11 protein-coding genes, 3 tRNA genes and 1 pseudogene are annotated in these 14,181 nt (G+C 47.7%); 5 read left to right on the top strand and 10 right to left on the bottom strand.

Going from position 1 to position 14,181, the window contains the following annotated elements:
- Positions 1–199 precede the first annotated feature (199 nt).
- The 3 genes from shiA to KXD89_RS08670 all read left to right on the top strand — a co-directional run bounded on the left by shiA (position 200) and on the right by KXD89_RS08670 (position 4,131).
- Positions 200–1,516 carry a shikimate transporter gene (shiA, locus tag KXD89_RS08680; protein ID WP_000378575.1) on the top strand — a complete coding sequence of 439 codons (1,317 nt, stop codon included), beginning with the start codon at positions 200–202 and terminating at the stop codon, positions 1,514–1,516.
- Positions 1,517–1,617: 101 nt separating this feature from the next.
- Positions 1,618–3,072 carry an AMP nucleosidase gene (amn, locus tag KXD89_RS08675; protein WP_001060244.1) on the top strand — a complete coding sequence of 485 codons (1,455 nt, stop codon included), beginning with the start codon at positions 1,618–1,620 and terminating at the stop codon, positions 3,070–3,072.
- Between the two features lie 342 nt (positions 3,073–3,414).
- Entirely contained in the window at positions 3,415–4,131 is a 717-nt protein-coding gene (locus KXD89_RS08670; protein WP_000532923.1) for a YebC/PmpR family DNA-binding transcriptional regulator, read from the top strand.
- Positions 4,132–4,583: 452 nt separating this feature from the next.
- Here KXD89_RS08670 and KXD89_RS08665 read toward each other — a convergent pair.
- A tRNA-Asn gene (locus KXD89_RS08665) sits at positions 4,584–4,659 on the bottom strand.
- A 100-nt stretch (positions 4,660–4,759) separates the two neighbouring features.
- Positions 4,760–6,247, bottom strand: coding sequence for a toxic metabolite efflux MATE transporter YeeO (yeeO, locus tag KXD89_RS08660; RefSeq protein WP_001323172.1), 1,488 nt, complete (start codon positions 6,245–6,247; stop codon positions 4,760–4,762).
- 160 nt (positions 6,248–6,407) lie between these two features.
- On the opposite strand from yeeO, the gene KXD89_RS08655 reads away from it, so the two are divergent.
- A tRNA-Asn gene (locus tag KXD89_RS08655) sits at positions 6,408–6,483 on the top strand.
- 37 nt (positions 6,484–6,520) lie between these two features.
- Here the strand turns inward: KXD89_RS08655 and cbl are convergent.
- Together cbl and nac are read right to left on the bottom strand one after the other, a co-directional pair.
- On the bottom strand, positions 6,521–7,471 hold the full coding sequence (cbl, locus tag KXD89_RS08650) for an HTH-type transcriptional regulator Cbl (RefSeq protein WP_001011008.1): 951 nt from the start codon (positions 7,469–7,471) through the stop codon (positions 6,521–6,523).
- Positions 7,472–7,572: 101 nt separating this feature from the next.
- Entirely contained in the window at positions 7,573–8,490 is a 918-nt protein-coding gene (gene nac / locus KXD89_RS08645) for a nitrogen assimilation transcriptional regulator NAC (RefSeq protein ID WP_001011462.1), read from the bottom strand.
- 326 nt (positions 8,491–8,816) lie between these two features.
- On the opposite strand from nac, the gene KXD89_RS08640 reads away from it, so the two are divergent.
- A tRNA-Asn gene (locus KXD89_RS08640) sits at positions 8,817–8,892 on the top strand.
- Positions 8,893–8,947: 55 nt separating this feature from the next.
- On the opposite strand, the gene ldtA is transcribed toward KXD89_RS08640, so the two are convergent.
- The 6 genes and pseudogenes from ldtA to KXD89_RS08615 form a co-directional block, all read right to left on the bottom strand.
- Positions 8,948–9,883 carry a L,D-transpeptidase gene (gene ldtA, locus KXD89_RS08635; RefSeq protein ID WP_000986321.1) on the bottom strand — a complete coding sequence of 312 codons (936 nt, stop codon included), beginning with the start codon at positions 9,881–9,883 and terminating at the stop codon, positions 8,948–8,950.
- A gap of 61 nt (positions 9,884–9,944) precedes the next feature.
- Positions 9,945–11,024 (bottom strand): nicotinate-nucleotide--dimethylbenzimidazole phosphoribosyltransferase, encoded by a 1,080-nt coding sequence (gene cobT / locus KXD89_RS08630; RefSeq protein WP_001166160.1) that lies wholly within the window; start codon positions 11,022–11,024, stop codon positions 9,945–9,947.
- A gap of 11 nt (positions 11,025–11,035) precedes the next feature.
- Entirely contained in the window at positions 11,036–11,779 is a 744-nt protein-coding gene (gene cobS, locus KXD89_RS08625; RefSeq protein WP_001326708.1) for an adenosylcobinamide-GDP ribazoletransferase, read from the bottom strand.
- A complete protein-coding gene (gene cobU, locus KXD89_RS08620) occupies positions 11,776–12,321 on the bottom strand; it encodes a bifunctional adenosylcobinamide kinase/adenosylcobinamide-phosphate guanylyltransferase (RefSeq protein WP_000973176.1) in 546 nt (181 codons plus the stop codon). Before cobU ends, cobS begins: the two co-directional genes overlap by 4 nt.
- Before the next feature lie 151 nt (positions 12,322–12,472).
- A pseudogene (locus tag KXD89_RS22290) lies at positions 12,473–12,616 on the bottom strand (cobalamin biosynthesis protein); the annotation flags it as partial.
- 245 nt (positions 12,617–12,861) lie between these two features.
- On the bottom strand, positions 12,862–13,842 hold the full coding sequence (locus KXD89_RS08615) for an IS5-like element IS5 family transposase (protein WP_000019403.1): 981 nt from the start codon (positions 13,840–13,842) through the stop codon (positions 12,862–12,864).
- Positions 13,843–14,181 lie beyond the last annotated feature (339 nt).

The raw sequence follows: 14,181 nt of genomic DNA, 5'->3' as shown, positions 1-14,181 counted from the left end.
TGCTTAATCCTTAAACAACACCAGCAACTCCTGCGCTTTCATCTTCCATCGAATTTTTCATGTTGCCGCTAATCAGCCATAAAATCATTTGCAGATGCGCTCTGTCGAGGTAGTCTCATAAGGTTCGTTTATAGATCGACGGCAATGTGAGTTACCTTTTCCATACTAATTATAAAAAGACAGTACAAACAGGATCATTATGGACTCCACGCTCATCTCCACTCGTCCCGATGAAGGGACGCTTTCGTTAAGTCGCGCCCGACGAGCTGCGTTAGGCAGCTTCGCTGGTGCCGTCGTCGACTGGTATGATTTTTTACTCTATGGCATCACCGCCGCACTGGTGTTTAATCGCGAGTTTTTCCCGCAAGTAAGCCCGGCGATGGGAACGCTCGCCGCATTTGCTACCTTTGGCGTCGGATTTCTTTTCCGTCCGCTCGGCGGTGTCATTTTCGGTCACTTTGGCGACCGACTGGGACGTAAGCGCATGTTAATGCTGACCGTCTGGATGATGGGCATCGCGACAGCCTTGATTGGTATTCTTCCTTCATTCTCGACCATTGGGTGGTGGGCACCTATTTTGCTGGTGACACTGCGTGCCATTCAGGGATTTGCAGTCGGCGGCGAATGGGGAGGCGCGGCGTTGCTTTCCGTTGAAAGTGCACCGAAAAATAAAAAAGCCTTTTACAGTAGCGGTGTACAAGTTGGCTACGGTGTAGGTTTACTGCTTTCAACCGGACTGGTTTCATTGATCAGTATGATGACGACTGACGAACAGTTTTTAAGCTGGGGCTGGCGCATTCCTTTCCTGTTTAGCATCGTACTGGTACTGGGAGCATTGTGGGTGCGCAATGGCATGGAGGAGTCCGCGGAATTTGAACAACAGCAACATTATCAAGCTGCCGCGAAAAAACGCATCCCGGTTATCGAAGCGCTGTTACGACATCCCGGTGCTTTCCTGAAGATTATTGCGCTACGACTGTGCGAATTGCTGACGATGTACATCGTTACTGCCTTTGCACTTAATTATTCAACCCAGAATATGGGGCTACCGCGCGAACTTTTCCTTAATATTGGTTTGCTGGTAGGTGGATTAAGCTGCCTGACAATTCCCTGTTTTGCCTGGCTTGCCGATCGTTTTGGTCGCCGTAGGGTTTATATCACAGGTACGTTAATCGGAACGTTGAGCGCATTTCCTTTCTTTATGGCGCTTGAAGCACAATCTATTTTCTGGATAGTTTTCTTCTCCATAATGCTGGCAAACATTGCGCATGACATGGTGGTGTGTGTGCAACAACCGATGTTTACCGAAATGTTTGGTGCCAGTTATCGCTATAGTGGCGCTGGAGTCGGTTATCAGGTTGCCAGTGTGGTTGGCGGTGGATTTACACCTTTTATTGCCGCTGCACTCATCACTTACTTTGCCGGGAACTGGCATAGCGTCGCCATTTATTTGCTGGCTGGATGCCTGATTTCCGCAATGACCGCTTTGTTGATGAAAGACAGTCAACGCGCTTGATAGCCTGGCGAAGATCATCCGATCTTCGCCTTACACTTTTGTTTCACATTTCTGTGACATACTATCGGATGTGCGGTAATTGTATGGAACAGGAGACACACATGAATAATAAGGGCTCCGGTCTGACCCCAGCTCAGGCACTGGATAAACTCGACGCGCTGTATGAGCAATCTGTAGTCGCATTACGCAACGCCATTGGCAACTATATTACAAGTGGCGAATTACCTGATGAAAACGCCCGCAAACAAGGTCTTTTTGTCTATCCATCACTGACCGTAACCTGGGACGGTAGCACAACCAATCCCCCCAAAACGCGCGCATTTGGTCGCTTTACCCACGCAGGCAGCTACACCACCACGATTACTCGCCCTACTCTCTTTCGTTCGTATCTTAATGAACAACTTACGTTGCTGTATCAGGATTATGGTGCGCATATCTCAGTGCAACCCTCGCAGCATGAAATCCCTTATCCTTATGTCATCGATGGCTCTGAATTGACACTTGATCGCTCAATGAGCGCTGGGTTAACTCGCTACTTCCCGACAACAGAACTGGCGCAAATTGGCGATGAAACTGCAGACGGCATTTATCATCCAACTGAATTCTCCCCGCTATCGCATTTTGATGCGCGCCGCGTCGATTTTTCCCTCGCACGGTTGCGCCATTATACCGGTACGCCAGTTGAACATTTTCAGCCGTTCGTCTTGTTTACCAACTACACACGTTATGTGGATGAATTCGTTCGTTGGGGATGCAGCCAGATCCTCGATCCTGATAGTCCCTACATTGCCCTTTCTTGTGCTGGCGGGAACTGGATCACCGCCGAAACCGAAGCGCCAGAAGAAGCCATTTCCGACCTTGCATGGAAAAAACATCAGATGCCAGCATGGCATTTAATTACCGCCGATGGTCAGGGTATTACTCTGGTGAATATTGGCGTGGGACCGTCAAATGCTAAAACCATCTGCGATCATCTGGCAGTGCTACGCCCGGATGTCTGGTTGATGATTGGTCACTGTGGCGGATTACGTGAAAGTCAGGCCATTGGCGATTATGTACTTGCACACGCTTATTTACGCGATGACCACGTTCTTGATGCGGTTCTGCCGCCCGATATTCCTATTCCGAGCATTGCTGAAGTGCAACGTGCGCTTTATGACGCCACCAAGCTGGTGAGCGGCAGGCCCGGTGAGGAAGTCAAACAGCGGCTACGTACTGGTACTGTGGTAACCACAGATGACAGGAACTGGGAATTACGTTACTCAGCTTCTGCACTTCGTTTTAACTTAAGCCGGGCCGTAGCAATTGATATGGAAAGTGCAACCATTGCCGCGCAAGGATATCGTTTCCGCGTGCCATACGGGACACTACTGTGTGTTTCAGATAAACCGTTGCATGGCGAGATTAAACTTCCCGGCCAGGCTAACCGTTTTTATGAAGGCGCTATTTCCGAACATCTGCAAATTGGCATTCGGGCGATCGATTTGCTGCGCGCAGAAGGCGACCGACTGCATTCGCGTAAATTACGAACCTTTAATGAGCCGCCGTTCCGATAATAAGTTCTGAACCTTCTTATCAGAAATAGATGTGAAGGAGTAAGTAAGACACCTGGCAAATAGCCTGCAATAATCGTGGGCTGTTTGCTTCCTTGGGCGGATACGAGTTTTATTATCGTCTTAATGATTTCCACATATTAAAAGCAAGTATGCTTTCAAAACACAATTATAAAAAATCCCGCCAACAATATAAGTTTTTATAAAATTAAATATAAGATTATGGCTTTAGAATATTTTTATTTCTAATAGACGAGATTTTTCCTGTTATGATATAATATGCTGAATTAACACATGTTAACGATTTACCAGTAATGTAAATAAATTTTCGAGGAGATCATTCCAGTGGGACGTAAATGGGCCAATATTGTTGCTAAAAAAACGGCTAAAGACGGTGCAACGTCTAAAATTTATGCAAAATTCGGTGTAGAAATCTATGCTGCTGCTAAACAAGGTGAACCCGATCCAGAATTAAACACATCTTTAAAATTCGTTATTGAACGTGCAAAGCAGGCACAAGTTCCAAAGCACGTTATTGATAAAGCAATTGATAAAGCCAAAGGCGGCGGAGATGAAACGTTCGTGCAGGGACGTTATGAAGGCTTTGGTCCTAATGGCTCAATGATTATCGCCGAGACATTGACTTCAAATGTTAACCGTACGATTGCTAACGTTCGCACAATTTTCAATAAAAAAGGCGGCAATATCGGAGCGGCAGGTTCTGTCAGCTATATGTTTGACAATACGGGTGTGATTGTATTTAAAGGGACAGACCCTGACCATATTTTTGAAATTTTACTTGAAGCTGAAGTTGATGTTCGTGATGTGACTGAAGAAGAAGGTAACATTGTTATTTATACTGAACCTACTGACCTTCATAAAGGAATCGCGGCTCTAAAAGCAGCTGGAATCACTGAGTTCTCAACAACAGAATTAGAAATGATTGCTCAATCTGAAGTTGAGCTTTCCCCAGAAGATTTAGAAATCTTTGAAGGGCTTGTTGATGCCCTTGAAGATGACGACGATGTACAAAAAGTTTATCATAACGTCGCAAATCTCTAATTATCTTTTAAAGAAATCTGTCTTTACGGCAGATTTCTTTAATCTCATATAATTCTTATAAAAAATATAATATTCAACTCGTCATATTGATTATACCCCCCCGTTCCCAGAGAAATAATATTTATTAAAATTCCAGTTCTTCTTTTTCTGATTACAGAAGGCAAAGTGGCAATTACGCATAGTTTCCCGATAAAGACGCGATAGCGACATCCCGCATAAGGCATTTTTCTCTTTATCTTTGTACGGTACTTCATGGAACAGAGTTTTTGACCTTGCGAATCGTGATGTCTGTTGGGGAGGGACAATTTGCTCACTGAAGCGTGAGACTCGATTAAGCGCACGAAACACAGAAATCAAAAAACCCGGTCACTTTTTTACAAGGTAACCGGGTAAAAATAATTTTTATTTTTTAACTGTTTTGAGACTCATAGAGATGTCTCAAAACTAAAATTTGGCTCCTCTGACTGGACTCGAACCAGTGACATACGGATTAACAGTCCGCCGTTCTACCGACTGAACTACAGAGGAATCGTGAGAACGAGGCGAATATTAGCGATGCCCACCCACAATGTCAAAGCCTGTTTTTTAAATTTGAAATCGTTTGCTGAAATAATCTGCATTTTGTCGTTTATTCCGACACAACTGGCTTTTTTTCACACTTTTGCGGCTCGGGTCGAGGGTATTTCCATAGCCAACGTCCAGTAACCATTCGCCAGTAAAACAGCACGGCCCGCACAGCCCAGTCGGCAAACATTCCCATCCAGACACCAACCACACCCCAGCCAAGCATGATTCCCAGCACATAACCGACTACAACCCGACAACCCCACATGCTCAACATCGAAACCCACATGGCGTAACGGGCATCACGAGCACCTTTAAATCCAGCGGGTAGCACCCATGAGGCGGACCAAATAGGCATAAATAAAGCATTTAGCCAAATCAGAATCACAACGACATGTTTAACCTGTGGATCCTGGGTGTAAAACGATGCCATAACCCCGGCAAAGGGAGCCGTTAGCCAGGCGATGGCCGTTAATCCAAGAGTGGAAAGCCAGAACACATGCCGCAACTGAATCTCTGCTTGCGCTATCTGCCCTACCCCCAACCTTCGGCCTGTAATGATCGTAGAAGCAGAGCCGAGCGCACTTCCGGGTAAGTTGATAAGAGCCGCAATTGAAAACGCGATAAAATTTCCGGCAATAACACTGGTCCCCATCCCGGCAACGAACATTTGGGTTAATAACCGACCACTGGTAAATAACACTGATTCGACACTCGCGGGAATACCAATCCCCATGACTTCCCAGATAATGCTAAAATTCAGCGGTTTAAAATAGCTCTTTAACGAAATCCTTAGCGCAGGATTAAAACCAATCGCCAGCACCCACAAAATTGCAACTGCGCCAATATAACGAGAAATGGTTAAACCCAGCCCTGCCCCGACAAATCCCAGTCCCGGCCAGGAGAAAAGGCCGTAAATCAATATGCCGCTAATAATAATATTAAGAATATTCAGGCTACCGTTAATCAATAGCGGTATTTTCGTATTCCCTGCACCACGAAGTGCCCCGCTACCAATAAGAGTGATGGCAGCTGCTGGATAACTGAGTACCGTCAGCTCCAGATAAGTCAACGCCAGTGCTTTAACTTCTGTCGTGGCATCACCCGCGACGAAATCAATAATTTGTTCGCCAAAATGATGAATAAGCGTTGCCAACAGTACGGCAAACAACGTCATGATCACCAATGACTGCCGCGTCGCCACCCTCGCTCGTCGTCGATCCCGCTTACCGAGACTAAATGCCACAACGACAGTAGTACCAAGATCGATAGCAGCAAAAAAAGCCATAATGACCATATTGAAGCTGTCCGCCAATCCCACGCCGGCCATCGCATCTTTTCCCAGCCAGCTGACCAGAAAAGTGCTCAGAACCCCCATCAACAGGACACAGGCATTCTCCATGAAGATAGGAACAGCAAGCGGGGTTATCTCGCGCCAGAACAACACTTTGTAGCTCTTGCGTTTAGCGTGCCAGCGAGTGCCGTGAACAACCTGGCGTAAAGCAGAGGAGATATTCAAAGCCGACCTTAATTGCAGAAAGTGAAACCACATTTCAAATAATGAGGGAGAATCAGCAAAGCTGCAAAGATTTTCGCCAACAAATTGTCTGCAAATGCAACAAACTGTTGATAGAAACGGCAAACAGTTGGGGAATTTAAAAATCGGGTTTGACAAAAGATTTTTCGCCGTTAAGATGTTCCTCAACAACGATTCCTCTGTAGTTCAGTCGGTAGAACGGCGGACTGTTAATCCGTATGTCACTGGTTCGAGTCCAGTCAGAGGAGCCAAATTCCTGAAAAGCCCGCTTTTATAGCGGGATTTTTGCTATATCTGATAATCAATTTCCTCTTCACTGCTTTCCATCACCTGCCGCTTGATATCCTCAACTGACAGTCCTGCATTACAAAGTTCCAGAAAGCGCCAGACATAGTTACGCTGAAGTTGTCCTCGCTTCAGTCCCAACCAGACAGTATTAGCATCAAAAAGATGCCGCGTATCCAGGCGGATTAAATTCTCTTCCTCTTGTTCGCCACTGGATTGCTCGGCAACTAATCCGATCCCAAGCCCAAGAGCAACATAGGTTTTAATGACATCAGAATCCTGCGCACTTAATACAATATCTGCCAGCAAACCTTTGCGGGCAAATGCGTCATCAATACGTGAGCGCCCCGTAATCCCCTGTCGGTAAGTGATTAACGGCCACTTCGCTATTGATTCCAGCGTCAATGGTGAAATTTGCGTCAAGGGATGATCGTGTGGAACAAGCAAACTATGGTGCCAACGAAACCACGGGAAGGCGACGAGCTGCGGGTCATTACTCAAACGCTCGCTGGCGATACCAATATCAGCTTCGCCATTTTGCAACAATGTCGCAATTTCCTGTGGCGTCCCCTGGATTAGCTCGAGCCGAACCTCCGGGAAAAGTTCGCGAAAAGCTTTAATGACCTCTGGCAAGCTATAACGTGCCTGAGTATGCGTCGTTGCAATAGTGAGAACGCCAGACGTATCGTTGGTAAACAGGTCTGCAAGCCGACGAACATTACTGGCTTCATTCAGAATACGTTCTGCAATGACCAGTAATGCTTTGCCCGGTTCAGTCATGCCCAGCAGTCGCTTACCTCGTCGAACAAATATTTCGATGCCAAGTTCATCCTCCAGTTCCCGAATATGACGGCTGACGCCTGACTGTGAGGTAAAAAGCATATTCGCAACCTCTGTCAGGTTGTAATCCTGACGTGCAGCCTCGCGGATTATCTTTAGTTGTTGGAAATTCACGGTAAACTCCGGGCAGTTCAGATTTCCCGTTATTGTTAAAGTCTAATGCCCGGCATAACAAATAATAAAAACCCGCATCTTATTCCATCCCGATATAACACTTAGCTCACCAATTGCCACTGCCTTTTTTCCATCACTGGAGAACTAATCACTGACATTAACAACTCTTTCACTGCCTGTGCCTGTGGCGATAAGTTCGCTCTGGCGGGTAAATTTAATGACAAAGAGAGACTCATGGAAGGAGTGGTAATGCGTGACATCCACCCATTTACTGCGCCACATAACGAACGCGCGGCCGATTCGGGTAATACTGCAACGCCCATGCCGCTGGCAATCGCTGCGGTAAGCGTGGCAATAGACTCAATTTCACCAATAACTTTTGCCGTGAGTCGCCGTAGGGAAAAAGCCTCATCAACACGAAGTCTAATAGCACTGTAATCACTGGGGAGAAAGAGGTTCATTTGCGCAATAGCATTCACATCAACGCTTTGCCCCGGGCAATCTTGAGTTCCTACCAGAAAAAGATCTTCTTTCAGCAAAGCCTGACTGGATACACCAGCCACAGGGGAATGCTCATAAATCACCGCCATATCGAGTTGGTGATTTATCAATTTTTCGTTAAGCACTGCACCACTATTTTCATGAAGATAGATAACGATCTCCGGAAATTCAGCGCGAACCGCCTGTAATAAGGGCATGGTGATGGATGACGCAGCGGTTCCTGGTGCAAAGCCAATCGAGACTTGCCCCGATAATGCCTGACCAACGTTATGCACCGCCAGTTGGGCCTGTTCACACTGACGTAAAATGGCCCGCGCATGGGTATAGAGAATTTTTCCGGCGTCTGTTGGTGTAACGCCCCGCTTTGTACGGATCAAAAGTTGTTGATTTAACTCACCTTCCAGTGTGGCAACCTGCTGGCTGAGCGCTGGTTGTGCGATATGCAATACTTCAGCAGCCTGGGTCAGGCTACCAATATCTACAATTTTTACGAAGTATTTCAGGCGTCTGAAGTTCATGTTGCCTCCGGTTTTTAAGAATCGGCCCAAGTGCCGCCATTACTTACAACCAGATTGCAAGATGCTTGCCAGTTTTATTTTGGTGTTGATGTACAAGCTAACCAACTGTCAAATAAGAGATTATGATAGATTCGTCATTTGCTCCTTTAATCAGCTGTCGCGTTCCCCTGCCCTATAAAAGGAGGGTATGCACCACGATGGTTCATTACCCAATAAGATTGAAAGCTCACCACTTTGTTGAAATTGACAGCAAACAAACAAAAAAATGCATTTCACCCTTTGACATCACCATGCACTGCCATTAATATGCGCCCCGTTCACACGATTCCTCTGTAGTTCAGTCGGTAGAACGGCGGACTGTTAATCCGTATGTCACTGGTTCGAGTCCAGTCAGAGGAGCCAAATTCAAAAAAGCCTGCTTTCTAGCAGGCTTTTTGCTTTCTAATTACCAACGCTCTTAAAACATCTGTCTTGAACCAGAACTAATTTGCACAGGCATTCCCGATCGACGTTGCAACGCAGCATTTGCGCGATTTACATCAACTTCTTGCCCGTTGATAAACGCCCGCAAAGATGGGGTTACCGGCAATGGCACTTTTCGGTCAGACTCATATTCTGCACGATTGCGCGACAATGGCTCATGAACTTCCAGCCAGTTCGAGCCATCTGGTTCAGTGGTGTATTTTACTGGCTGGTCGATAATTTGCACACGCGTCCCAACAGGAACATTATCAAACAGATATTTGATATCGTCATTGCGCAGACGAATACAGCCCTGACTTACCCGGAGCCCAATACCAAAATTGGCATTGGTACCATGGATGGCATACAACCTGCCAATATAAATCGCGTACAGCCCCATGGGATTATCGGGGCCCGCAGGAACAAATGCGGGCAAACTCTCCCCTCGTTTCGCATATTCGCGCCGAGTGTTCGGCGTTGGCGTCCAGGTTGGAGCTTCTTGTTTACGTTCAACGGTAGTCACCCAGTTACGCGGGGTTTCTCGCCCAGCCTGGCCGATACCAATAGGAAAGACTTCCACAGTATTACTGTCTGGTGGGTAGTAATAAAGACGCATCTCAGCGACGTTAACAACAATCCCTTTACGAACAGTGTCGGGCAAAATCAGTTGCTGCGGAATGGTGAGTTGCGAGCCAGACTTCGGCAAAAAAACATCAGCGCCCGGGTTCGCTTCCAGCATGTTACTTAACCCTTGCCCGTATTGTGCGGCAAAAGTCTCCAGCGGCTGGGTATTGTGATCAGGAACAGTTACAGTAAACGACTGCCCCACTAAACGGCTACCCTCTGGAGGTAATGGATAAGTTACCGCCAGGCTAGTATGGCTGGCAAAAAGCAGAGCAAATGAGCAAAGAATATTTACACGACGCATCATGTCCCTTTCCTATGTCGCGAAAGCTATCCGTTAAGTATAGCTTTTATCAGACTTTTCGTTTTTAACTGTTCAAATCAGAAGTCGTATTCCCCGGTAGAACAATATTACTGGCAGCAAGTTCGCCCATGTTGTTGTATATCGCACAGGCAGCTTCGATGATGGGCATCGCCAGAGCTGCGCCACTCCCCTCACCTAAACGCATCTCCATATTGAGATAAGGCTCCAGCCCCAAATGCGAGAGCGCTATACGCGCGCCTTTTTCTGCCGACAGGTGAGAAGGAATGAGATACGGTTTGATCGCAGGAGACATCTGGCAGGCTGCGAGCGCAGCAGCATAAGAAAGAAATCCATCCAGCAACACGGGTAAACCGCAGGAAGCAGCACCTAACATCACTCCAGCTATTCCGACCAAATCAAATCCACCCACTTTTGCCAGGACATCAACACCATCCTGAGGATTTGGTTGATTCAACGTAATCGCCCGACGCACAACATCAATTTTATTAGCCAGTTTATCTGTCGGCAGGTTTGCGCCAATCCCAACCACTTCTTCAGGATCCCGGCCAGTGATTGTGCTGACTATTGCTGCTGCCGGTGTCGTGTTTGCCATCCCCAGTTCACCTACACCAAACAGCGTGACACCGTTTTTTGCCAGCTCCTGCGTATAACATATGACGTCCAAAAGCAACTTTTCAGCCTGACGGCGACTCATTGCCGGAGCTGAAGCAATATTGCCGCTACCTCGTGCGACACGCATGTTGATAAGCCCGGGGATAGGCTCAGCAGTATCAATACCAACATCAATTACGTGGACGTTAGCGCCCGCTTGTTCTGCCAGCACACACACGCCGGTTGTTCCACGGGTCATATTTTCAGCCTGTATGGCTGTCACTTCTTTTGGAGAAATAGCGACCCCTTCCTCCCAGACGCCGTGATCGGCACACATAACCAGTACCGCTTTTTTGCCCACATGCGGTATGCCATTCAACCCCGGCATTCCTGCCAGTTGTATGGCAAGCACCTCCAGCTTTCCCAGGCTACCAACAGGTTTGAGTAACCCGTCAATATGCCGTTGTGCACGCGACATAGCGGTAGAATCGATGGCTGGGATCGTATTCAGTAAATCGGCAAGTATTTGCATCTCACGTCTCTTTATAGCAGTGCCAGCAGGAAGACCAGTTCACCAAGCTCTATGGCTGCTCCCAGCGTATCGCCCGTTTGCCCGCCCAGCGTACGTTTGAGAAGCTGACCGAGGATGAAAATCGCCACCATCGTCACCACCATAGCAGCCACACCATGCATACCCGGCAATAATACGGCAGCAAAAATAGCGGCTAAGCCGAGTGTGACGCAGGTTTGTCGCCCATCAATTTTGCCAATGAACACATTGCCAAGCCCTTCTTCCCGCGCATAACGATGACGATACATCAATAATGCGGCAGTCCCGCGGCTGACCGCACATGCTGCCGCCAGCGATGCAAGGATCGATTCGCCACGCAGAGCCAACTCGCTTAACACCAGAATCTTTGCCAGTACCACAAAAATCAATGCCAGACCGCCGTGGGTGCCTAAACGGCTATCACGCATGATTTCCAACATGCGATCGCGGCTACGTGCAGAAAATACGCCATCACAGGTATCAGCGAGGCCGTCCAGATGGAATCCCCCGGTCATCAGCACCAGCACAAGTACGCTAAACAGTGCCGCCAGTGGTGCGCCACACCATGCCTGCAGCACCATGAAGACCAGCCCGCTAATCGCGCCAAGCAATAATCCAATCAAAGGAAAAGTAATAATACCGCGAGAATAATGCTCGAAATCCAGTCCCTGGGACCAGCGACGCGGTACAGGCAGACGCGTAATAAATGAGAGCATCGCCCAAAATAATTTACTCATTTGATTTTTACTCCAATACCCGAAACCACCAGCCATACTTCATTTGCCGCAGCGGCCAACTGCTGATTTACCCGCCCGGCAATATCACGAAAATGTCGTGCCAGACGACTCTCCGGCACAATCCCCATTCCCACTTCGTTAGTCACTAATACAACCTTTGCGGGGCAACGTTGGCAGGCAGCAATCAACGACTGAATCTCAGCATTAATCGCCTGTTCCATCGCCTGATAATCCCATTCATCAGGGTCTTTATCGCCGCCATAATCAAACAACAGATTAGTCACCATTGTGGTAACGCATTCAAGCAACACAACCTCATTCGGGTTAATGTCTGCATGAATTAATTCATCAAGATGTTGCCAGCGCTCCACTGTGCGCCAGTGCTCCGGGCGGCCTTGCCGATGATGTTCTATCCGTGCAGCCATCTCATCATCAAGGATTTGCGAGGTAGCGATATACAGAACCTGTGAAGAGTCCCCAATAAGCGCCTCTGCGTGGCGACTCTTCCCGCTCCGTGCGCCCCCCGTCACCAAAATCATCATACCGACTCCTGATTCAAATGTATGATGGTATTCATTGAACAGAACAATGGATCCCCCACCGTTGCTGACCGCAAAACATTTACGCGATTAATACTGCGCGTAATATAATTAAAAATCCAGCATTCTCAATCCATTACGAAATAAGATGGCATTACGGAATAGCCAGACTTTCTCGTGTTAACGTCCGACAAAATGCGTCATTGACAGCGGTTTCTGTGGATTGACACATTTCATTCAGATAATGAATTAATGCTACTGCCGGAACAACCAGCAAACGGGCATTGTGTTCTGAAATCCAGGCTATTGATTCAACGTCAGCGACAGATCTGCGCTGTAAAAGAACTTGTAAAACAACGTAATAGAATTATCCGGAATGGTGGCGACTATGCACTAGGGAAGGTGCGAATAAGTGGGGAAATTCTTCTCGGCTGACTCAGTCATTTCATTTCTTCATGTTTGAGCCGATTTTTTCTCCCGTAAATGCCTTGAATCAGCCTATTTAGACCGTTTCTTCGCCATTTAAGGCGTTATCCCCAGTTTTTAGTGAGATCTCTCCCACTGACGTATCATTTGGTCCGCCCGAAACAGGTTGGCCAGCGTGAATAACATCGCCAGTTGGTTATCGTTTTTCAGCAACCCCTTGTATCTGGCTTTCACGAAGCCGAACTGTCGCTTGATGATGCGAAATGGGTGCTCCACCCTGGCCCGGATGCTGGCTTTCATGTATTCGATGTTGATGGCCGTTTTGTTCTTGCGTGGATGCTGTTTCAAGGTTCTTACCTTGCCGGGGCGCTCGGCGATCAGCCAGTCCACATCCACCTCGGCCAGCTCCTCGCGCTGTGGCGCCCCTTGGTAGCCGGCATCGGCTGAGACAAATTGCTCCTCTCCATGCAGCAGATTACCCAGCTGATTGAGGTCATGCTCGTTGGCCGCGGTGGTGACCAGGCTGTGGGTCAGGCCACTCTTGGCATCGACACCAATGTGGGCCTTCATGCCAAAGTGCCACTGATTGCCTTTCTTGGTCTGATGCATCTCCGGATCGCGTTGCTGCTCTTTGTTCTTGGTCGAGCTGGGTGCCTCAATGATGGTGGCATCGACCAAGGTGCCTTGAGTCATCATGACGCCTGCTTCGGCCAGCCAGCGATTGATGGTCTTGAACAATTGGCGGGCCAGTTGATGCTGCTCCAGCAGGTGGCGGAAATTCATGATGGTGGTGCGGTCCGGCAAGGCGCTATCCAGGGATAACCGGGCAAACAGACGCATGGAGGCGATTTCGTACAGAGCATCTTCCATCGCGCCATCGCTCAGGTTGTACCAATGCTGCATGCAGTGAATGCGTAGCATGGTTTCCAGCGGATAAGGTCGCCGGCCATTACCAGCCTTGGGGTAAAACGGCTCGATGACTTCCACCATGTTTTGCCATGGCAGAATCTGCTCCATGCGGGACAAGAAAATCTCTTTTCTGGTCTGACGGCGCTTACTGCTGAATTCACTGTCGGCGAAGGTAAGTTGATGACTCATGATGAACCCTGTTCCATGGCTCCAGATGACAAACATGATCTCATATCAGGGACTTGTTCGCACCTTCCCTAGAACACCACAATTTCGCTCTCTCGGTAAGGCACTGTCACAGCATTCAACAGAATGTGACTTGCCAGATTTATTAGCGCCACCAGATGTTTAACCGGGTAACCACGACCCAGTCGGGGATATATTCCATCTTCTCGCTGACATCATCAAGAATAAAAAGGTTTATCACACTCAGAGCAACGTTCTTCAGCAGGCGGGATAATTCTTCAACATTTAGAAGATGTGTTATTAAAGGCATACAAACTGGACGTATTGTATTTTCTTTTGGTG

This window comes from Escherichia sp. TC-EC600-tetX4 (assembly GCF_019356055.1).
Lineage (GTDB): Bacteria > Pseudomonadota > Gammaproteobacteria > Enterobacterales > Enterobacteriaceae.
This window is presented reverse-complemented; position numbering and strand designations above follow the sequence as displayed.